This is a genomic window from Microcystis ichthyoblabe FBCC-A1114, from assembly GCF_050500245.1.
Taxonomy (GTDB): domain Bacteria; phylum Cyanobacteriota; class Cyanobacteriia; order Cyanobacteriales; family Microcystaceae; genus Microcystis; species Microcystis ichthyoblabe_A.
Window position 1 is genome coordinate 1,894,769 of the sequence record NZ_CP191408.1, and the last position, 20,837, is coordinate 1,915,605.

Sequence of the window (20,837 nt, forward strand, 5' to 3'; positions counted from 1 at the left end):
CCTCATTTCGGGGAAAGTCTCAAGGTTTTTCCCTACACCTTACCCCCACACCCTGTTTCACTTTCAATCTGCTTGTCACCCCTTGAGACTTTTCTTTTTCTAGATGTTCCTTGATTTCTCCAGAGTGGTCATCGATCGCCGGGAAAATGCTAAGTTAGGTAAAGACTCGACAGCCAACTTTCCATGAACATCCTAACCAAGCTGCTTTTTCCCGAAACTAAAACCCCAGAGCAAGTAGGTTCACCGCGAGTACAGAAAAGCCGCCGGGGAATCGAAACCAAATCCGCCGCAGAAATCGTTATTATGCGACAAGCGGGTAAAATTGCCGCCACAGTCCTCAAGGAAATTGCCGAGATCGCTCAACCCGGGATGACGACGGCGGATCTGGATGCTCATGCGGAAAAACGTATCCGCGCAATGGGTGCTACTCCCAGTTTTAAAGGTTATTATGGCTTTCCTGCCTCGATTTGTGCCTCCGTCGATAACGAAGTCGTTCACGGTATCCCTAGCCCGAAAAAACGCCTCAAGGCCGGTTCTGTGTTAAAGGTAGATACGGGGGCCTACTACCAAGGTTATCATGGGGATTCCTGTATCACGATCGCGATCGGTTCCGTCTCTCCCAAAGCCGCAAAATTAATCCGTGTGGCGGAAGAAGCTTTATATAAAGGCATAAATCAGGTAAAAGCTGGCAATTATCTGCTCGATATCGCAGGAGCGATCGAAGATCACGTTCAAGCTAACGGTTTCCAGGTGGTAGAAGATTTTACCGGCCATGGAGTCGGCAGAAATCTCCACGAAGAACCTTCGGTATTTAATTTTCGCACTAATCAGTTACCCAATGTCAAACTCCGCGCCGGGATGACTCTGGCAATTGAACCAATTGTCAATGCGGGATCTAAACATACCAGAACTTTGCGCGATCGTTGGACGGTGGTGACGATGGATAATGCTCTCTCCGCTCAATTTGAGCATACTGTCTTAGTAACCGCCGCAGGTTACGAAATCTTAACCGATCGCAATAACCTATAAAATTGTCTATAGATTTTTTTGCTCCGGAATCTTAATTGAAAATTTATTTAGTGGCAGGATTTAGTCAAAATGTTTAAAAATATCGTTGTTGCCTTGGATTGTGGGGAATCATCCCATCGAGTCCTTCATGCTTTGAATTCCCTCTCGCTAACGGCAAATTCTTACATCATCATCACCCATATTCTCAGCAAGGAGGGAGATGAATCGGCAGTGGATCGCCCTCATCCCTCCCGTGAGATCATTGAAGATCAATTGCGCTGCTATCAATCCCAAATTGCTACCCCTAGTGAAATCGAGGTCATCTTTGGCGATCCAGCGGAGGAAATTATTCGTTTAGCTAATATCTATCAAGCTGATCTGATCGTGATCGGCAGCCGGGGATTAACGGGAGTTCAACGGGTGATCGAAGATTCTGTTAGTAGTCTCGTGGTGGCAGAAGCTACCTGTTCCGTATTGGTGGTGAAAGCATAGCAGCCAGCATTCAGCTAGAAAAGGTACTCTGGCAAGAGTGCCTAAGTAGTCTTGAGCATCACTACGGATTAAAATTTGCAAATCTTATTTTTCCCCAATGTTTTCCCCCATACATTCCCCGGTATTTCCCCACTCACTCCCAAGTTTTCCACAGTTTACCCAGACTTTTCCACAGGCAACAGCGATAGAATCGGCACTTGCTTCTAGAAAAAATTAATCTTGATTGTCAAAATCCCCATCGATAGATACTGAGTTAATGTTAAGTTAAGTAAATAAAATCTGGCTCTAACCCTTATTCCCTCGTAAATATTAAGTTTTTCTAAAGCATTCCTTTACATCTGGTAATATTGCAACTCCCTCCAACTTGGCTCACAATAGTCCTTACTGTCCACTGCACCAGTCAGGGATTTCCCCACTTCCGATCAGAGGTAAACGATATGAATACATCAGTCAGTATCTTGGCAGAAATCCCCGAAATTCTCCACCAATCCCTACAACAATACCTAGAAACTCACCCCGGTTGGGATCAAGATGGTGTGTTTACGGCGGCATTGTCATTTTTTCTGCTTAATTGTCAATCCCCCGAAAGGATGAATTTTGAGGAACAAAATAGCTGTGCCAAGGTTTATCTAGAAACTTTGTTCCAGCGCTCGGAGTGCTAATTCGGTGATAATAAGAGTCGGGTCCTGGTTAAAAACCCGATTTTCCCCTATGAATTCCGATAAAACCCCTAATTTAATCATTCCTCAGCTAATTATCGGTTTGGGTAATCCCGAACCCAAATATGATCGCACCCGTCATAATATCGGTTTTGAAGCTGTGGACTCATTAGCGCGGGATTGGGGGTTATCTTGGCAGGAAAACAAGCGATTTCAAGGTTTTATCGCCGAGGGTGACGGTCCTTTCCCAGGCAAAATTCGTCTCTTGAAACCCCAAACCTATATGAATCGCTCCGGGCAATCGGTGCGATCGGTGCTGGACTGGTATAAACTAGCTCCAGAGTCGATTTTAGTCATTTACGATGATATGGATCTGCCCCTAGGCCGGTTGAGAATCCGTCTATCGGGATCGGCGGGCGGACACAACGGTATTAAATCAATGATTGCCCACGTTGGCACGGAAAACTTCGCTCGTTTACGCATAGGAATCGGTAAATCAAGCGAAAAAGCGACTATTTCCCACGTTTTAGGCCGATTTACCCCCCAAGAAAACCAAGTAATCTTGAAAGTGTTAGACTTGTCCAGAAAAGCGATCGAACTTGGTCTCAAACAGGGGTTACAAAAGGCAATGAGTCTCTACAATAATCAAAGTGTAGAGATTGGCTCTAATCTATGCTGATAGCAAATAAGCCTGATTTTAGTAATGGTTATAATCGCCATTTTCGTCTATGCTCCTACAGAACCCTTGCTTAAATTTTGATCGCCCTTTGCTAGATTAGGTCAATTTTTATCCTCGATATTAGTAGTTTAAGTATGATTAATCGCCAAAGTTTGCGGAGATTCGCCCATAAGTTTAATCTCATTTTATGGATAATCGCTACAGTTTTTTGTCTTTGGAGTAATCCTGCTTTTGCCCATCGTCCCCATGATGTAATTAGTCAAGTGGAAGTTTCTCGTGATTTCCAGACAGATAATACAGTATATATATTGGTACGAAATAACTTTTATAAGTCTAGGGATGGAGGTAGCAACTGGAAAAGATTAATTCAAGGTTTAGATTATACGGGGGAATTAAGTTCCTTATCCCTATCTCCCCTCAATAAAAATATTCTCTATTTAGCTTCAAGATCCGATGGTATTTATAAAAGTGAAGATGCGGGGGAATCTTGGCAGAAAGTTAATCAGGGTTTAGAAACTAACTTTATTAACTTCGTAGAAATTGCCCCTTCCGATCCCAATATAGCAGCAGCAGTGGGATTAGAAAAAGGAGTTTATTTAACCGAAGATGGTGGTAAAAATTGGTCAAATATTTTCCCCACCACGGCACTGATAACCTCTCTAGCTATTACTCCCAGCAATCCTGATCGCATTTTTTTCGGGGATGAACAGGGTAAATTATACACTTCCTCCGATGGGGGAAAAACTTGGCAGAATCTCCCCTTACCTGCTAATATGGGGGCAGTAGATACAATTGCTTTTTCTCCTAATTTAGACAGGGATAAAACCTTTTTTGTCGGCACAAAAGAAGCGGGTATTTTTAAAACCGTTGATGATGGTAAAACCTTCCAAGCTGTTAACGAAGGAATTAAGGATAAAATCATCGAAGACATCGTTATTTCTCCCGACTATGCTCAAAACTCCACTCTTTATGCCATTACTTGGTATGACGGAATGTATGTTTCTCAGGATGGGGGCAAAAGTTGGAAAAAAATGAGCGAGGGTTTAACCAAAGATAAACAGGCTGATGATTATAAAGTTCCCCATTTTATGGATTTAAAAATAGTTCAAGATACGATGTTTTTGGGGGGATTTAATGGCTTATTTAAAACCACAGATAGCGGCAAACAATGGCAGGAAATAGAAACGTTACACCGGGGAACAGTTATCGCCATGGCGGTTTCTCCTAATTATGCCGAGGATGGCACTGTCGTCATGGCTAATTATGTAGGCAATATCTTCATCAGTCGGGATAAAGGGGAAACTTGGACACCAATTAATCGCGGTTTAGAGGTTTATCGACTTGGTAAAGATCCCGAAGAATCAGGACAAGATCCCCGGCGTTTCTTTGACATTGCCTTTTCTCCTAACTATGGAGAAGATAGAACTATTTTTGCGGGGTTTTTACGCAATAAATTTGCCAAATCCGATAACAGTGGTGATTTATGGAAAATTATCGAAATCGATCAGAAAGTCCGCGGTCCGAGGATAGTTCCTTCCCCAGATTTTGCCAAGGATAAAACTCTTTTTCTCACCAATCAGCAGGGTAGAATATTTCGTTCTACCGATGGAGGAAATACGGTTAAAAAGATCAGTGAAGTGGGCAGAATTTTTGGTAATTATGCCCCTGCCATGGTAGCTTCCCCTGATTTTGCTAAGGATAAAACTTTGTTTGTCACGGGAAAAGAGGGTATTTATCAAAGTGTCGATGGTGGACTAACTTGGAACAATGTCAGCCAAGGAACACCTCTATCAAAAACCCCTAATGTACAGTTGGCAATGTCTCCCAATTATCCCAGCGATGGAACTATTTTTGCTGGGACAGTTTCTGGTTTGTTTGTCAGCAAAGATGGGGCTAAAAGTTGGACAAAATTAGAGAAACCGGGGTTTAATCCCAATACTTCGGTAGAAACCATTGCTATCTCTCCTGATTATGCTAATGATCGCACGGTAATGGTTAGTTTACAGGGAGATGGTTTGTTTAAATCTACCGATGGTGGGGAAACTTTTAGATCAATTGGTGATCCTAAAATACCCCTAGTGAAAATTCATAGTATCCCTTCCTCTGGTATCTCCGTCCAGTTTTCTCCTAATTATGCTCAAGATAAAACTTTATTCGGTTTTGGTGGCGCTAAAACTACAGTTTTTCGTTCCACCGATGGGGGAGAAACTTGGACAAGTGTAACTATTTCTCCTCACGAGGAAGAAGATACACCCCGCTATAAAATCGGTGAGTTTTTCTTTAGTCCCCTTGGCGCAATCTTGCGCTTAGTTATACCGATTCTCCTAGCAATCGTCGCTTATTTTCTGGTGGGTTTCCTGAAACTGGAGAAAATTATTAATCTTCCTAAATCCTTCTTCCGCATGACAGGAGCATTGATGATTTTTCTGTTTGTTTTCTTCGTTATCATTACCCAAGTTTAGGAGAAATTTTGACCAGCGGGGCTTGACAAATCCCGCCGCTTGCCATATACTTGTAAGTAGAATGGGAATCCGTGCCTGCCTGCGACCTCTGATTTTTGTGGCAGTTATCCCTTGAGAGAATTAACCATCGGCAACGTAGGGATTGACCATCTTAGCGGGGTCAACAATGCGATCAAAATCCTCTTCCTCGATGTATCCTAGTTGCAAGGCTGCCACTTTCAGGGTTAAATCCTTTTCTAGGGCATAATGAGCGACGTAGGCAGCCTTTTGGTAGCCAATCACGGGACTTAAAGCAGTCACCAGCATCAAGGATTGATTTAAAAAAGTCTCAATTTGTTTTTGATTAGCAGTCATCCCCTTAACCAAAAACTGACAGAAATTAGCGCAACCATCCGTGAGCAAACGGATAGACTGCATGAGATTATGAATCAACAGCGGTTTATAAACATTCATCTCCAGATGTCCCCCAGCGCCTCCCATCGTCACCGCTAAATCATTAGCCATCACCTGCACTGCTATCATCGATAAAGCTTCGCATTGGGTGGGATTAACTTTCCCCGGCATAATTGAAGAACCCGGTTCATTTTCCGGCAGCTGTAATTCTCCGATTCCACAACGGGGACCACAGCTAAGTAAACGGATATCATTAGCAATTTTATAGAGGGAACTAGCGATAGTTTTCAATCCCCCGCTCAAGAAAACTAGAGCATCGTGGGAACCTTGCACGGTAAACTTATTAGGAGCGGTAATAAAGGGTAATTTGGTCAGATTAGCGATTTCGGCAGCCACATCTCGATCAAAATCTGGAGGAGCATTAATTCCTGTACCCACTGCTGTTCCTCCCAAGGATAAACGATAGACTTTTTCTAGACATTTTTCTAGCCAATCGCTGCCATCATCTAATAAACCCACATAACCGGAGAATTCTTGTCCGAGGGTTAAAGGGGTGGCATCCTGTAGGTGAGTGCGACCAATTTTAACTATATTTGCCCATAATTGCGCCTTTTCATCGAGACTATTCCGTAATAGTTGCAGACTGGGAATTAATTTTTCCTTGACTGCCAAGGCAACGGCAATATACATGGCCGAGGGAAAGGAATCATTAGTCGATTGGGACATATTAACATGATCGTTAGGATCCACGGGCGTTTTGCTACCCAGAGGATTCCCCGTCAGTTGACTGCAACGATTGGAGATGACTTCGTTGATGTTCATGTTAAACTGGGTGCCACTTCCCGTCATCCAAACGTAGAGGGGAAAGTTATCTGCGTGTTGTCCGGCTAAAATTTCATCGCAGACTTGACAGATAAGGTTTTTTCTCTCCTGACTGAGACGATTTTTTTGCTGATTGACAATTGCACAGGCTTTTTTGAGAATGGCATAGGACGCGATCATCTCCCGGGGCATGAGATTATCACCGATACTAAAGTATTGTAGAGATCTTTGGGTCTGCGCTCCCCAAAGTTTATCGGCAGGTACGGGGATTTCTCCCATGCTGTCTTTCTCGATGCGAAATTCTGTCATCTTTAAGTTACTTCTGCATCTGGCCTGAAAAGAGAGGGTCTCCAGGACGACACGGATTCCCACTATAAGAAAAGTATAAGTCAAGTCTGGCTGGTTTGTCAAGCCCTATGGGGACTTTTTCTGTTGGCATTTTTATCCAGGAGGTTGACAAGAATAACTGGCAGGGTGCTGGAGTGATTATGAGACAAAAACTGTTATATTTTAGGGAAGATAATCAGTAAAAAAGACGGGATTGGAGACTATGGACACAGCGATCGCATTAAGTTGGACATTGGGAATTATCTTAGGGTTGATGACCCTTTTGTTTATCTTACGGATCGTGCTGACTTGGAATCCACAGGTAGATTTAAATAGCTTCCCCTTTAATATTATTGCCTGGCCAACAGAACCTTTTTTAATCCCCGTGCGTAAACTCATACCCCCCTTGGGAGGAGTTGACATTTCTCCGATTATTTGGGTGGGAATTTGTACGCTGCTGCGGGAAATTCTTCTCGGTCAACAGGGTTTAATTACCATGGTCTTAAAATAATTAGACCTCTTGGATATTGGGTGAAAAAGGTTGACAATGCCCCCAGAACAGTTAAGCTTATTTTAATCTCTGTAATTGCGTTTATGGCTCATTTAAGTTATGAAAAACTCAATTTAACCACAAAAATCGCCTATGGTGCTGGCGATTTGGGACCAGCTATCACTGCCAATATCTCAGTATTTTACCTGCTATTTTTCCTCACTGATGTGGCAGGATTATCGGCAGGATTAGCCGGTAGTGTGCTGATGGTGGTGAGAATTTTCGACGCTATTAACGATCCGATCATTGGTATGTGGAGCGATCGAACTCGTACTATCTGGGGTCGTCGCTTACCATGGATGTTATTGGGGTCGATTCCCTTCGGAATTAGCTATTTTTTACTGTGGTTAATCCCGACCAATAACCAATTATGGTTATTTTTATATTATATTTTTATCGGCATTATTTTTAATTTAACCTACACGGTAGTCAATCTTCCCTACCAGGCTCTCACCCCTGAATTAACTTATGATTATAATGAGAGAACCCGCTTAAATAGTTTTCGTTTTGCCTTTTCGATCGGGGGTAGCATTCTCTCATTAATTCTCTATATTCTCGTCTCATCGTCCTATGCCAATGATCTCCATAAAGCTTTTTTATTGTTAGGTGTAGTTTGTGCTTTAATCTCAATTATAGCAGTTATTTGGTGCGCTTTAGTTTTACAAGAACGAGGAGCAAAAGCGATTCTCAATCCCGCTCAGAAAAAAGTTTTGGCAATTGCTTTTATAGTTATCGGTGCGCTTTCCTTGGTCTATGGAGTAGGAAAAATGGGGGGAAATCCCAGAGACTTTATCGCTATTTCCACAATTTTATTAGGAATAGAAGGGATAGTTTCTGGTTTAACTATTTACTATGGTAAAACTGAAAATCATCTCAGGGATGGTGCGGCAATTAAACAGAGAGAAGCTGCTGATAATACCGAAACTATTCCCCTGAAAGAACAATTAAAAATAGTTTTTGGTAATCGTCCCTTTTTATACGTTATTGGCATCTATCTTTGTGCTTGGTTAGGAGTACAATTAACCGCCTCGATTTTGGTTTACTATGTCGTCAGCTACATGAGACTATCGGAAGCAGAATCGGGTTTAGTCGCTTTAGCAGTACAGGGTACAGCTTTAGTGATGTTATTTTTTTGGCAAGCAGTTAGTCAAAAATTAGACAAAAAGATAGTCTATTTTTTAGGGATGATATTCTGGATTATTGCCCAAATTGGTTTATTTTTGCTCCAACCGGGAGAAATAACTTTAATGTATATTTTGGCAGTTTTGGCGGGATTTGGCGTATCTGTGGCCTATTTAATTCCTTGGTCAATGGTTCCTGATGTGATTGAATTAGACGAATTAGAAACAGGAAAACGTCGAGAAGGTATTTTTTATGCTTTTATGGTACTTTTGCAAAAAATTGGTTTAGCTTTGGGGTTATTTCTTGTCGGTATTGCTCTAGAAACATCGGGGTTTAAACCGAGAATACCAGGAGAAGCAATTCCCCTGCAGCCGGATAGTGCTTTAATAGCAATTCGCCTAGCAATTGCACCTTTACCGGCATTTTTTCTGATCATTAGTTTAATTCTTGCCTATTTTTATCCAATTACTCGCCAAGTTCACGCCGAAATTTTAGACCAATTAGCAGCAAGAAGACCAGAGGAAAAGTAAACATCAATTGTCGGCCGTCAGGAGACAGGAAATTATTTTTTTATTCCCGAACTTCCTGTCCAAAAAAATCAGCAAACCCTTACCCTAAAGCATTTGTATTGACTTTTGAACTACTGATTACTGGGGACAATCGACCCGGCAGCATAATGTCTTCAATGAGTATAATGTTATCGATAGCTAAATTGTACAAAAAATGAAATCCTATCCAGTAGAGTTCCGTCAGAAAATCCTAGACTGTTATTATAACGAACCCATCTCTCAAAGACAATTAGCGAAAAGATTCTGTGTAACCTTAAGTTTCGTACAAAAGCTTTTGAAGCAATCTCGAGAAACGGGAGATATTCGACCGAAGACTTATCGATGTGGCCGTCATTTAAAACTTACGCCAGAACAGATGATCGCCCTCGGTGATTTGATTGAGGAAAATAATGACGCAACTCTAGCCGAACTATCGAAACTATTCCTAGAAAGAACCGGTATATTGTTAAGTGTGACCACAGTGGCAAGAATAGCCGAACGCTTGAGAATCACCCGCAAAAAAAACTCTACACCCGACCGAAAAAGAGATAGAAAGAGTACAAAAACTTAGACAAGAATACAAAGGATAAAATTCGGGATATATAAGATTAAACCCTAATCTAGTTATGACCAAAATCCAAGCTCGATCGCTTAAAGTAACTAGAGCGCACGAGACTAGACCTCTTAAAAAAAACCAAAATTTTGCAACTATTACGGAGATTACTAATTATGACCACAAACAATGCCGAGAATAACTCAATCTATCCCGTGCGTTGGCAAGATAACAAAGTCTGGCTGATCGATCAAACCCGTTTACCCATGGAGTATGGGGAAGTTGAGATCACCAGCAGTGAAGCCATGGCCCGGGCGATCGAAACGATGATTGTGCGCGGCGCCCCGGCGATCGGGGTAGCGGCTGCATACGGTATGGTTTTAGGAGCGCAGGAAATTAAAACTGACCAGAAAGAGCAGTTTCTGGCCGATTTAACTAGAATAGCCGATCGATTAGCCCAAACCCGGCCCACGGCGGTGAATTTATTCTGGGCGATCGAGCGAATGTTAAAAGTGGCCCAGGAAAGTGGCCCAGAAGTGGCAATAATTAGCAAAAATCTCCTGGAAACTGCCCACAATATCCAAAAAGAAGACGTGGAAACCTGTCGGGCGATCGGTCATCATGGTTTATTGGCGCTGCCGGAGCAACCGGAAAAACTGACGATTTTAACCCACTGTAATACTGGGTCCCTGGCCACGGCCAGTTATGGCACTGCTTTAGGGGTAATTCGTTCCGCTTGGACGGCGGGTAGATTAATACAAGTGTATGCAGATGAAACCCGGCCAAGGTTGCAAGGAGCAAAATTAACCGCCTGGGAATGTGCGCGGGAGGGAATTCCCGTCACCGTGATCACCGATAGCATGGCGGCCCACTGTATGCAGCAAAAACTGATCGATGCGGTGATCGTTGGAGCCGATCGCATTGCAGCCAATGGGGACACGGCCAACAAAATCGGCACCTATTCCCTCGCGGTGGTGGCGAAAGCTCATAATCTGCCTTTTTATGTGGCTGCCCCGCTATCGACGGTGGATTTTTCCCTTAAGGATGGTACGGGTATCCCGATCGAACAGCGCGATAGTGCCGAAATTTATCAGGTGGGGACGACAACCCTTTGCCCTAGAGATGTTAACTTTTATAACCCTGCCTTCGATGTTACTCCCGCCGCTTTAATCACCGCTATCATTACCGAAAAAGGAGCGGTAACGCCGGCTGAATTAATTTTTTTACAGGAATCCTAGGGGGTGAGCTTTTTCCCCACTGATACCATTTTTATCTGGATTGGGGACTTGCGCTTTGATAATGTACCTTTTGGGCGAACGCAGTTCGCCCCTACATTGTGGACAAAATCCGTTACTGTAGGGGCGCAAAGCTTGCGCCCTCCGATCGATTGGGATATTATTCCCACGCAAGTCCCTTGGCACAGTGGGGAAAAATTCCGCCTCAATCCAATTGGAGGTGACGGCCAAGGGAAAAATGGGTAAGATCACTATTGACAAATAAACTAAAATAGCGTATGGGAATAACATCAAGGAAGACAATGATTAGGATTTGCTTTTATCTATAGTTAAATGCTATTATTCAGCTTAATTAATCTTAGTTAATCCCCAGATATATCTTTTTGTTTACTTAAAAGATTTGTGTTGAGATAGTCTAAAAAAATTAAATGAACCAGAGCTTGGTTTTATTCTCTTAAAACCCAAGCATCTCGAAAATTTATTCCTGTTAACTCTTTACCTCATCGAGATTTACACGATGTTATAGTACAAGAGTAAAGACCAAGATCGGAGTAGTAAAGTCTAGATTTGGGTAGATTTGAGTAGATTTTAGGGGAGTTTAATTATATTTGTAATCGCCGCTTTGATTAAGTAAAAATAAAATTAACTGGAAACAGGTGATTGCCGAATGAAGATAAGAAAGTGGAATTCAATTCAAGGAAGGGAGTGAAGTCAATGTTTAGGAACGGCTCTAATAATCCAAAAGCCAAAATTATTGAATCATCGCCTAGTTCAGCACAACCGGGAAAAAATATGGATAAAGTGCGGGTTATCGTCATAGAGGATCACGATTTAACCCGCATGGGGTTAGTGGCGGCTCTCCAGCATCGAGAGGGTATTCAATTGGTGGGAGAAGCCATCAGTGGATTACAGGGACTGAAACTGCTAGAGGAGACTAAACCCGATGTAGCGATCATCGATATAGCTTTGCCCATGATCGATGGGATTGAGTTAATGCGACGCTTCCAACAAAATTGCGGCGAAGACAGCTTGGCTACGAAGATCCTCATGCTAACCATGTACAACACCCAGGAACAGGTTTTAGCGGCTTTTAGTGCTGGGGCTGATTCCTACTGTATGAAGGATACCAGCGTCGATAAATTAGTCGAGGCGATTTATTCCACCCACGAAGGCAATCCTTGGATCGATCCCGTGATCGTCGGCGTTATTCGGCAACAAGTGCGCCAAAATTTTGCCACCGGTAGCCGCACCGACGGCAAAACAGTGATAATTCAAGGCGTTGACCCAGAACATCGCCAATTGCTGGAAAATGTGCCCCTAACAGAACGAGAGCTAGAAATTCTCGCTCTGATTGTCGGGGGTTTTAGTAATGCTCAGATTGGCGACCGACTCTATATCACCATCGGCACGGTGAAAACCCATGTCCGCAATATCTTAAATAAACTCTCTGTGGATGATCGCACTCAAGCGGCAGTGTTGGCCCTGCGATCGGGATTAGTAGCTTAAAAAAACCGGCATCCTCTAGGGTTAGGATGCCGGTTCGGTCAAAACTAGAAACTAGACTTGGGCCACCACTTTTGCTTCGGCTGCCATTAGTTTTTCGTAGGTTTCACGCATTTTGAGACCGACTAAGACTTGGAATAAACCCGTACCATTGGTGGAACCGGGATAATCCTTGTGTTTGAGCAGTAATTCCGTCATTTCACCGTAGTATTTAGTGCCGGTTTTGCTCAAGTGGCTTTCGATGTAGATCATTTCTTCGAGGTTATCGAATTGACCATCTAGTTCCAGAATCGACACTTCATTCCCCAAGAAGCCATCTGGACCGTAGTAGAGTTTAATACCGGGATAAGTGCAGGTCAATTTACGACCACAGGGCCGCCAATCGATGGTGGAACCTTCATCAAACAGATAAGCGGGTTCAAAGTTTTCCACCCCTTCTTTCTGGATTAAACGAACCCGCAGTAACTTACTTTCGTGATCTTCAAGTAATTTGGTGGGCAGCACTTGAATCACCACGTCAGCGTACTGTCTTTGGGGATCGATATAGGCACTGAAATCCGGTTTTCTAGAATTAATGGCCGCCATCACATCATCATAGGTGTGACCGCGCTCGGCCATATCTCGTTGAATTTTCCAGTTAACTTTGACTTCATCGCTAATATCGAGATAAACGCTGAAATCTAATAGAGACCGGACTCGTTCATCATATAAGGGGTGTAGTCCCTCGATCACGATTACCTTATTCGGTTCGATGATTTCGGGGGGATCGATCATCCCCGTTTCATGATTATAAATAGGTTTATTAATGGCTTGACCTCCCTTAAGAGCTTTAATCTGCTCATACATTAGGTCAAAGTTATTCGCTTTCGGATTGAGTGCGGTGACACCCACCTCTTTTCTCTGTTTGCGATCGAGGCAATGGTAGTCATCTAAACAGATCACTGTCATAAACTCGGCCCCGAATAAATCGGTCAAACGACGTAAAAAAGTAGATTTCCCACAACCGGAGTCCCCAGCTACACCGATTAGAACCACGCGCTCTGGCTTATTGGCCATAGTTTCCCTCTAAATACACAACTAATTGTTAACCCTATAGTATGTAATTAAACCAGACTCTGGATCGAGCAGTACCCCGCCGCCACAAATTTCTGCTGCTGACAGGTTCGGCAAGAGCCTCACGCTAGAATGAGTAGGTATTTGATACTAGATAATCTGTTCAGATCATACCGGAATCAGTGACCAAAATCAGTTATCAGTTATCAGTTATCAGTTATCAGTGGAAAGTCGCAAGTGGGGAGAATACACAAAAGCTGCCTCCTGTCTCCTGACTGGAAAGAGGGTGTGGGGAAAGAAACCTCTTTCATCTGTGCTGGTGAAAATTTTTTCATCGGGACTAACTCCTAATTCCCAACTGAGAGGGTGCGGTGGGTGTGGAGAAATGTCGTCATTTCCTCCACTGCTAGAGGGGAACTGATGCGATTGCCTTGCATTCTCTCACAACCTAATTCTTGCAGGATTTCTAATTGTTGTTGGGTTTCTACTCCCTTGGCGATCGCTATTAAGTTAAAACTTTTCGCTACCGCCAGCAATGACGAGATAAAACGGGTATCTTGGGGAGTATCAGTGAGTTGTTTTGTTAAAGATTGCTCTATTTTCAGTTTTTTCACGGGAAATTGACCGAGATAGGCGATCGAAGCGTAACCGCTGCCAAAATCATCGAGGGTAATACTAATACCCAATTTCTGCAAATCCCCAAGAATTCGACCGGTTTCGCGGCTATTTTCCAGTAAACTTGTCTCAGTTATTTCTACCTCCAGAAAGAAAGGCCCGATTTGGGTTTCAGTCAAGACTTCTTTGAGGTTGGTGAGCAACTGGGGATCACGCAATTGGTGTGGGGACAAATTGATCGAGATGGGAGCGTATAATAATCCCCGCTGCTGCCATATTTGTGCCTGTTGACAGGCATTTTTTAGTACCCAACGATTAAGCTCAAGGATTAAGTCGTTTTCTTCGACTAAGGGTAAAAAACGATTAGGGGGGATTAATCCGAATTGAGGGTGTAACCAGCACAATAATGCCTCAAATCCTTCCACTTGCCCCTTAATGATATTAACTTGCGGTTGATAGTAAAGAGCTAATTCATTATTTCTCATTGCCTGATAGAGAAAATATTCAACTTTAGAACTACGAGTATTTTTGGGGTGAACATTAACCGACTCTATCTGGGAGTTATCATTTATATTATTCTTAACTGCTACTAAATTTTCCTCCAGTTTCTGTAATATTACTTTCCTGTCTGTGCCGTCGGGGGGATAGATAACTGAACCTAAACTTAATCGCACGACTAGGGAGTGATTTTCGATTTCATTATTACTTTCTAGGGTTTTAATAATTCTTTGACCAACCTTTTCTAGATCATTAGCATCATTAATTTGTGACAGCAGGATAATAAATTCGTACCCTCTCCAATGGGCGACTATATCCTCTGATCGCAAACTTTTTCTTAAACGTTCAATTAAGATTTTTAATAGTTTGTTCCCCAGTCGATAACCTAGTTGATTGTTGACATTTCTTAGCTGCCCTACATCCAATAATAATAGCCCGATCAGTTGATTATTTTTCTGGGCATTATTAATAGCACTTGAGAGGTGTTCATTAAAGAGGGAACGGTTAGGTAAATCCTTGAGAACAACCGAAGAATATTCCTCTTGAATCTTGCTATTAAAACTTATGATTTGCGATGGAGCTTGACGGAGAATTAAGGTACTTTTTGCATGGGGGTCATTATGGCTAGAATTGGTTTCATTTTCCGTAGGTTTCCCTTGTAAATGTTCTATATTTTCAACTGATTCTCGCTCTATTTTTGCTTGACTAGCTATTAAATGAAAACTGGCATTTATATCACAGCCAAAGTTAATTAAATCACCATCTTTTAATTCATGAATTAAGCATTTAGACCCATTGACGTAAATGCCATTATGACTTTTATTTCCCTCTAAATCACCATCAAGAATCCAATAGGAAAATTTTTGGCGATCAATACTCTTTTTAATTAAAGTCGCATGATAGCGAGACGCGTGTTTAGAGCGAAGAACAATTTGATTATCAGACTTACGACCCAGAGAATATTTCATGTTCTCTAGGGTAATTGTTCTTCTACCTTGAGGATCTTCCACAATCAGGAGATAACGGGAATTGGATGAACCATTAATCATTTTTTCAGCACCTCGACAAAAGTGAAAATATAAGTTAATTTATTCTCTCAAAAGCTACGGCTTATTCGTCTTTAAGTTAATTTATTTTCTCAATAAAGTGTTGGGGGTAATTCGGAACAGTTACTTAACAGCAAATGTGTCACATCTTCGGGGTTCAAAGTCCGAGTCAACCAAAATCATTGTACTTCTTCACAGTGGAGACGTGGGCAAGTGTCCAACTGTTGTAAACTTTCTCCCCCAACGGCAATAACTCGTAAATTCAAATTCTGCTCTAGGCTGATCATAGTCGATAACATGGCTAAATGCTTGGTTTTTGATGGTAAAGATTGGATAAAGGTTTGATCGATCGATCTTCAAACTGTCGAAGGTGTATTTATAAATATAACTTAATCAGGAATAGCCGGCATCAAAATTATCTAAAATCAACTGCATCCCTAATTCCCGCAAGTCCCTTAAAGCTGAGTTGGCAAAGCTCTCATCCTGCATGATGCAGTTTTCATTAATTTAGACCTGCTGCATCTCACATTTGCAGAAATACCGACTATCAGCAACAAAACAATACAAATGTACGGGCAACCGTCTATAAGCATACCACTTGCAAAGCTAATGCTTTCTGAACTTTGGGAGAGGTGCTTCCTCCACGGACATCTAAAACCACACACGCGGGTTGCGAATTCCTGTCCTCCCTAACGGGTTTCGGGGAGTAGAAACCCTCAAAGTCCCAGATTGAGTGATAAAATCAGAAATAAAGCCCGATTTTAGCAGAGATTTTCCCTTTAAAAATCTCAACTTAGTAAATTTACAAAAATGAGATGTACCACCGAGGAGTTCTCCCTATGGATAGCAACCGATTAATCGAAGAATTAAAAAATCCCGACTTTTATCCTCATTCTGTCAAAATTCCCGTTGAAATTATCCAAACCCATGCTTCAATTATCTTCTTGACAGGAGATTATGCCTATAAAGTCAAGAAACCAGTTAATTATGATTTTTTGAATTTCTCCACTTTAGAAAAGAGAAAATATTATCTAGAACAGGAACTAGAGTTAAATAAAAAAGTTGCCGTCAATATCTATCTGGAAGTTTTGTCAATTAATGAAGAACAGGGTAGCATAAGTTTAAATGGAGAAGGAAAAGTGATAGAATATATTTTAAAAATGAATCAGTTTCCCCAAGAATGTTTACTCAGTAAAATTTTTGAACGGGGAGAACTAACGGAAAAAGCGATCGAGTCTTTGGCTGAAAAAGTGGCACAATTTCATCGGCAAGCTGTGAGTAATTCCTATATTATTCAGTTTGGTAATTTAGAAGTTATTAAACAAGCTTTTGATGAAAACTACCAACAAACCGAGAAATATATTAATTTTGTCCAAACCCAAAAACAATACGATGAAACAAAAGCTTATACAGATAAATTTTTCGCAGAACACCGAGATTGGTTAGAGGAAAGACAAATAAAAGGGATGATTCGCGAATGTCATGGAGACCTACATTTAAATAATATCTGTCAGTGGCAGGGAGAAATACAATTATTTGATCGCATAGAATTTAATGAATCTTTTCGCTTCGTTGATGTCATGTATGATCTTGCTTTTACAGCCATGGATTTAACCGCTAGGGGGAGAGAAGATTTCGCTAATTTATTTGTCAATACTTATTTAGAACAAACCGCTGACTGGGAGGGTTTAAAAGTCTTGCCTCTCTACCTGACTAGACAAGCGTATGTGAGGGCAAAAGTCAATAGTTTTCTGCTTGATGGTGACACTTTTTCTGAGAAAATTAAAGCAGATGCACAGGATTATTATCAATTAGCTTGGCAGTACACACAACCGCAGAAACCGAGATTAATTCTGATGTCGGGATTTTCTGCATCGGGTAAGAGTACCATAGGAAAAGTAATTGCTAAAAATCTTAATGCTATTCAGATTCGTTCCGATGCAGTTCGCAAACATTTGGCTGGAATTGACTTAAATCAAACAGGAAGTCTAGATATATATAGTCTCGAAATGAGTCAAAAAACCTTCGCTAGACTGGCCGAATTAGCCCGAATTTTAATAACTTTAGGTTATCCGGTTATTCTCGATGCACGCTACGATAAATATGCTTGGCGAGAACCCTTATTAACCTATGCCCAAAATTTAAAGATTCCTTTTCATATTGTCCATTGTCACGCACCTATAGAAGTTTTAAAACAACGGATTGCCGCTAGAAAAGGCGATATTTCTGACGCTACTATCGAGGTGTTAAATGCCCAAATTGAAAAAACAGAACCTTTTCATGAAAAAGAACAACCCTATCTAATTTCCCTAGACACTACTAATCCCGATTGGCGAGAATTTTTAGAGAGTCAATTAGGTAAATAGGTTGATATGAATCAATGATATAAAGTAGCAAAAAGGAGAAGCGATTATGAAAACTGTAGTGTTAAATCTAGAGACAGTTAATCTGACCGATGAACAATTTTATCATCTCTGTCAGGCTAATCAAACATGGAATTTAGAACGTAATCAAAAAGGAGAATTATTAATTATGCCTCCCGTGGGTGGAAATAGTGGTAATCGAGAAGCTGATTTAATTGCTGATGTAACGATTTGGAATCGTCAAAGTAATTCTGGTAAAGTCTTTAGTTCTTCGACAATTTTTCGTTTACCAAAGGGAGGATATCGTTCTCCTGATGTTGCTTGGATAAAACGGGAAAGATGGGAAGCTTTGAGCGCAGAAGAGCGAGAAAAGTTCCCACCTTTATGTCCAGATTTTGTGATTGAATTACGTTCTCGTAGCGATTCCTTAACCTCTTTACGCGAAAAGATGCGCGAATATTTAGCCAGTGGTTTACGTTTGGGTTGGTTGATTAATCCTCAACAGCAGCAGGTGGAAATCTACCGACTAAATAGCGGTGTGGAAATTATTAATTTGCCTGCGATTTTATCCGGGGAAGATGTCTTACCTGGGTTTGTTTTGAATTTAACTTAGCAAGGATGACAGGGAATAACAAAGGGAATGACACCGAATCAGGATATCTTTGTCAAAACATTTCCAGAAAAGCGATCGATTGTCAGATTGAAGGTGTATAATCTCTTAAAGGCCAGCATCAAGCTACAAAGTTCTCAATATCGCCCAAAAAAAACATCAGGATTTCAGGAACAGATGCCCTAGCTACTTCTTCAAAGAAAGAGGAAACTCTCAGCCACAACATTGATATTTGTCAATAATGTCCCCTAAAATTTTCAATCATCACTTTACTCCTCTTAAATCCCTCTCTCTGGGATTATTTCTCCTACAAGCTTTCACTCCCCTCACCCTAGCAGCCCCCCCGCGAGAACCGGATCAAACCGTCGGCTGTGATATTCTGGTGGTGGGTGGTGGTTTAGCCGGTGCCGGTGCGGCCTACGAAGCCTTATTATTAGGAAAAACCGTCTGTTTAACCGAGATTACCGACTGGGTGGGGGGACAGATATCTTCTCAGGGAACCTCCGCATTAGATGAAAGACGGACACAAAGAGAAAAATTATTTTTCCCGAAAGGTTATCTAGAATTTAGGGAAAGAATTAGAAAGCATTACAGCAAACAAAACCCCGGGGAATGTTGGGTAAGTGGGTCTTGCTTTTTCCCTTTTGATGGACATAAATTATTATTTCAACAGTTAGAAGACGCTGCCAAAAAAGGCAAAGGAACCCTGAAATGGTTTCCCTCCACGGTAGTCAAAGAATTAAATATTGAAACTTTACCCAATCGCGGCACTGGTCAACAGATTACCAGTGTAATTGCCATTCAACATAGTCCCGCAAAAGGTACTCCTCCCCTAAATACCGAGTTTTTATCGCAAAAAATGGCGGATATCTATCGCTACGAAAATTCTCCCCGTTTTGATAAAAAAATCCTCCGTTTTGTCTCCAAATCCTCCCAACCGAATCAATTAGCAGATTGGTATGTGATTGAAGCGACCGAAACCGGAGAAATCATCGGATTATCAGATATTCCCTACCGTTTAGGGGTCGATAAGCGCAGTTATCTCGAACCTTCTTCCTCTAGCGTCACTGGCGACCCCTACTGTACCCAAGGCTTTACCTATACCTTCGCCATGGAGGAAACAGAAAAACCACAAACCCACGAGAAACCCGTTTATTATGAACGCTATGCCCCCTATTTTAGCTATGAATTGCCGCGATTAGCCGATTTTGACCTAGTTTTCACCTATCGTCGTATCTGGAGTCCGCAACTGGGTAAAGAGAAAACCTTTGGGGGAATTACTTTTACCGAACCCGTCCCGGGGGATATTTCCATGCAGAATTGGACCTGGGGAAATGATTACCGTCCGGGGACTGCGAAGGATAACTTTATCTACACCCGTGAACAGTTGCAAGAGTTAGGACAGTTATCTCCGGGGGGATGGATGGGAGGATTACGCACAGAAACCCTCGCCAGGGGCGAAGAACACGCCATTTCCTACTATTATTGGTTAGTAGAAGGAACCACCGATTCCCAGTTAGGGGACGGGGTAAAAGTTCCCCATTTGAATAACCGTTATCTCTCCGGTTTTGATTCTCCCATGGGAACTGCCCACGGTTTGTCAAAATATCCCTATATTCGGGAAGCAAGACGGATTATCGGTCGTCCTTCCCTGACTTTCCCCACTGGTTTTACCGTCACGGAAATCGATATTTCCCGACAAAATTTTCAAAGCGATTTCTATCGTCAAAATCTTTCTCCGGCAGAATATCGGCGCTTAATTGCCACCTTGGCAGGATTAGAGGGATTTTCCGTACTTGATGGCACATTATCCCCCGATCAGGCCGTTAAACGCAAGCGCTCTACCATTTACCCCGATTCCGTCGGTATCGGTCACTATGCGATTGATTTTCATCCCTGCATGACGGAACATCCCCCCGAAAAACCGGGTAATACAGAAAAAGCAGGAGAAAGACAGGGACAGGGCCAAGCTTACCCCTTCGAGATCCCTTTAAGGGCTATAATTCCCCAAAAAATCGATAATTTACTGATAGCGGGTAAAAGTATCGCTCTCAGTCATATTGCCGCGGCCGCCTATCGTGTCCATTCCTTCGAGTGGTCCTCTGGGGTAGCTGCTGGCATCACGGCAGTGTATGCTTTAGATAATAATGTACTGCCCTATCAATTAGTAGAAAGTGATTTTCTCATCGGGAATAAACAACTGCGAGAATTACGGCAAAAAATCGACGCTAGTGGTAATCCCACTGTGTTCCCCGATGCCTCAATTTTCCGGTCGATGGATAATTGGTATTAATTAGGG

At 42.0% G+C, this 20,837-nt stretch carries 16 protein-coding genes; 13 read left to right on the forward strand and 3 right to left on the reverse strand.

Going from position 1 to position 20,837, the window contains the following annotated elements; genetic code table 11:
- Positions 1-183: 183 nt before the first annotated feature.
- The 5 genes from map (at position 184) to ACQY1Y_RS09210 (ending at position 5,300) form a co-directional block, all read left to right on the forward strand.
- Positions 184-1,029: a type I methionyl aminopeptidase gene (gene map / locus ACQY1Y_RS09190; RefSeq protein ID WP_130756809.1), complete on the forward strand. Its 846-nt coding sequence runs from the start codon at positions 184-186 to the stop codon at positions 1,027-1,029.
- 69 nt (positions 1,030-1,098) lie between these two features.
- Positions 1,099-1,500 (forward strand): universal stress protein, encoded by a 402-nt coding sequence (locus tag ACQY1Y_RS09195; protein ID WP_002776463.1) that lies wholly within the window; start codon positions 1,099-1,101, stop codon positions 1,498-1,500.
- A 437-nt stretch (positions 1,501-1,937) separates the two neighbouring features.
- Complete coding sequence (locus tag ACQY1Y_RS09200; protein ID WP_002739844.1) at positions 1,938-2,162, forward strand: DUF2811 domain-containing protein; 225 nt, start codon at positions 1,938-1,940, stop codon at positions 2,160-2,162.
- Between the two features lie 49 nt (positions 2,163-2,211).
- On the forward strand, positions 2,212-2,838 hold the full coding sequence (gene pth / locus ACQY1Y_RS09205; RefSeq protein WP_103111542.1) for an aminoacyl-tRNA hydrolase: 627 nt from the start codon (positions 2,212-2,214) through the stop codon (positions 2,836-2,838).
- A 134-nt stretch (positions 2,839-2,972) separates the two neighbouring features.
- Entirely contained in the window at positions 2,973-5,300 is a 2,328-nt protein-coding gene (locus tag ACQY1Y_RS09210; protein ID WP_430014443.1) for a VPS10 domain-containing protein, read from the forward strand.
- 120 nt (positions 5,301-5,420) lie between these two features.
- Here the strand turns inward: ACQY1Y_RS09210 and fumC are convergent, their stop codons facing one another.
- Positions 5,421-6,824: a class II fumarate hydratase gene (fumC, locus tag ACQY1Y_RS09215; RefSeq protein ID WP_069474820.1), complete on the reverse strand. Its 1,404-nt coding sequence runs from the start codon at positions 6,822-6,824 to the stop codon at positions 5,421-5,423.
- Positions 6,825-7,065: 241 nt separating this feature from the next.
- Between fumC and ACQY1Y_RS09220 the strand changes: the two genes are divergently transcribed.
- The 5 genes from ACQY1Y_RS09220 to ACQY1Y_RS09240 all read left to right on the forward strand — a co-directional run bounded on the left by ACQY1Y_RS09220 (position 7,066) and on the right by ACQY1Y_RS09240 (position 12,356).
- Positions 7,066-7,353, forward strand: coding sequence for a YggT family protein (locus tag ACQY1Y_RS09220; RefSeq protein ID WP_016517202.1), 288 nt, complete (start codon positions 7,066-7,068; stop codon positions 7,351-7,353).
- Positions 7,354-7,436: 83 nt separating this feature from the next.
- A complete protein-coding gene (locus tag ACQY1Y_RS09225; protein WP_002739918.1) occupies positions 7,437-9,044 on the forward strand; it encodes an MFS transporter in 1,608 nt (535 codons plus the stop codon).
- Positions 9,045-9,237: 193 nt separating this feature from the next.
- Positions 9,238-9,633, forward strand: a complete 396-nt coding sequence (locus ACQY1Y_RS09230; RefSeq protein WP_002743536.1) for a helix-turn-helix domain-containing protein — start codon at positions 9,238-9,240, stop codon at positions 9,631-9,633.
- 158 nt (positions 9,634-9,791) lie between these two features.
- A complete protein-coding gene (mtnA, locus tag ACQY1Y_RS09235; protein ID WP_430014444.1) occupies positions 9,792-10,853 on the forward strand; it encodes an S-methyl-5-thioribose-1-phosphate isomerase in 1,062 nt (353 codons plus the stop codon).
- A gap of 789 nt (positions 10,854-11,642) precedes the next feature.
- Positions 11,643-12,356 (forward strand): response regulator, encoded by a 714-nt coding sequence (locus tag ACQY1Y_RS09240; protein WP_430014660.1) that lies wholly within the window; start codon positions 11,643-11,645, stop codon positions 12,354-12,356.
- 51 nt (positions 12,357-12,407) lie between these two features.
- Here ACQY1Y_RS09240 and ACQY1Y_RS09245 read toward each other — a convergent pair whose 3' ends face one another.
- Together ACQY1Y_RS09245 and ACQY1Y_RS09250 are read right to left on the reverse strand one after the other, a co-directional pair.
- Positions 12,408-13,409: a phosphoribulokinase gene (locus tag ACQY1Y_RS09245; RefSeq protein ID WP_002750016.1), complete on the reverse strand. Its 1,002-nt coding sequence runs from the start codon at positions 13,407-13,409 to the stop codon at positions 12,408-12,410.
- Positions 13,410-13,753: 344 nt separating this feature from the next.
- On the reverse strand, positions 13,754-15,568 hold the full coding sequence (locus ACQY1Y_RS09250; RefSeq protein WP_430014445.1) for an EAL domain-containing protein: 1,815 nt from the start codon (positions 15,566-15,568) through the stop codon (positions 13,754-13,756).
- An 836-nt stretch (positions 15,569-16,404) separates the two neighbouring features.
- On the opposite strand from ACQY1Y_RS09250, the gene ACQY1Y_RS09255 reads away from it, so the two are divergent.
- From ACQY1Y_RS09255 to ACQY1Y_RS09265, 3 genes are all read left to right on the forward strand, one after another.
- Positions 16,405-17,931: an AAA family ATPase gene (locus ACQY1Y_RS09255; RefSeq protein WP_430014446.1), complete on the forward strand. Its 1,527-nt coding sequence runs from the start codon at positions 16,405-16,407 to the stop codon at positions 17,929-17,931.
- 46 nt (positions 17,932-17,977) lie between these two features.
- On the forward strand, positions 17,978-18,541 hold the full coding sequence (locus ACQY1Y_RS09260; RefSeq protein WP_002740192.1) for a Uma2 family endonuclease: 564 nt from the start codon (positions 17,978-17,980) through the stop codon (positions 18,539-18,541).
- A 238-nt stretch (positions 18,542-18,779) separates the two neighbouring features.
- Complete coding sequence (locus ACQY1Y_RS09265) at positions 18,780-20,831, forward strand: FAD-dependent oxidoreductase (RefSeq protein ID WP_430014447.1); 2,052 nt, start codon at positions 18,780-18,782, stop codon at positions 20,829-20,831.
- Positions 20,832-20,837: the final 6 nt, after the last annotated feature.

Bases quoted from the DNA above. Each gene is read 5' to 3' on its own strand.
- map (WP_130756809.1), top strand. From the start codon at position 184: ATGAACATCCTAACCAAGCTGCTTTTTCCCGAAACTAAAACCCCAGAG.
- ACQY1Y_RS09195 (WP_002776463.1), top strand. From the start codon at position 1,099: ATGTTTAAAAATATCGTTGTTGCCTTGGATTGTGGGGAATCATCCCAT.
- ACQY1Y_RS09200 (WP_002739844.1), top strand. From the start codon at position 1,938: ATGAATACATCAGTCAGTATCTTGGCAGAAATCCCCGAAATTCTCCAC.
- pth (WP_103111542.1), top strand. From the start codon at position 2,212: ATGAATTCCGATAAAACCCCTAATTTAATCATTCCTCAGCTAATTATC.
- ACQY1Y_RS09210 (WP_430014443.1), top strand. From the start codon at position 2,973: ATGATTAATCGCCAAAGTTTGCGGAGATTCGCCCATAAGTTTAATCTC.
- fumC (WP_069474820.1), bottom strand. From the start codon at position 6,824: ATGACAGAATTTCGCATCGAGAAAGACAGCATGGGAGAAATCCCCGTA.
- ACQY1Y_RS09220 (WP_016517202.1), top strand. From the start codon at position 7,066: ATGGACACAGCGATCGCATTAAGTTGGACATTGGGAATTATCTTAGGG.
- ACQY1Y_RS09225 (WP_002739918.1), top strand. From the start codon at position 7,437: ATGGCTCATTTAAGTTATGAAAAACTCAATTTAACCACAAAAATCGCC.
- ACQY1Y_RS09230 (WP_002743536.1), top strand. From the start codon at position 9,238: ATGAAATCCTATCCAGTAGAGTTCCGTCAGAAAATCCTAGACTGTTAT.
- mtnA (WP_430014444.1), top strand. From the start codon at position 9,792: ATGACCACAAACAATGCCGAGAATAACTCAATCTATCCCGTGCGTTGG.
- ACQY1Y_RS09240 (WP_430014660.1), top strand. From the start codon at position 11,643: ATGGATAAAGTGCGGGTTATCGTCATAGAGGATCACGATTTAACCCGC.
- ACQY1Y_RS09245 (WP_002750016.1), bottom strand. From the start codon at position 13,409: ATGGCCAATAAGCCAGAGCGCGTGGTTCTAATCGGTGTAGCTGGGGAC.
- ACQY1Y_RS09250 (WP_430014445.1), bottom strand. From the start codon at position 15,568: ATGATTAATGGTTCATCCAATTCCCGTTATCTCCTGATTGTGGAAGAT.
- ACQY1Y_RS09255 (WP_430014446.1), top strand. From the start codon at position 16,405: ATGGATAGCAACCGATTAATCGAAGAATTAAAAAATCCCGACTTTTAT.
- ACQY1Y_RS09260 (WP_002740192.1), top strand. From the start codon at position 17,978: ATGAAAACTGTAGTGTTAAATCTAGAGACAGTTAATCTGACCGATGAA.
- ACQY1Y_RS09265 (WP_430014447.1), top strand. From the start codon at position 18,780: ATGTCCCCTAAAATTTTCAATCATCACTTTACTCCTCTTAAATCCCTC.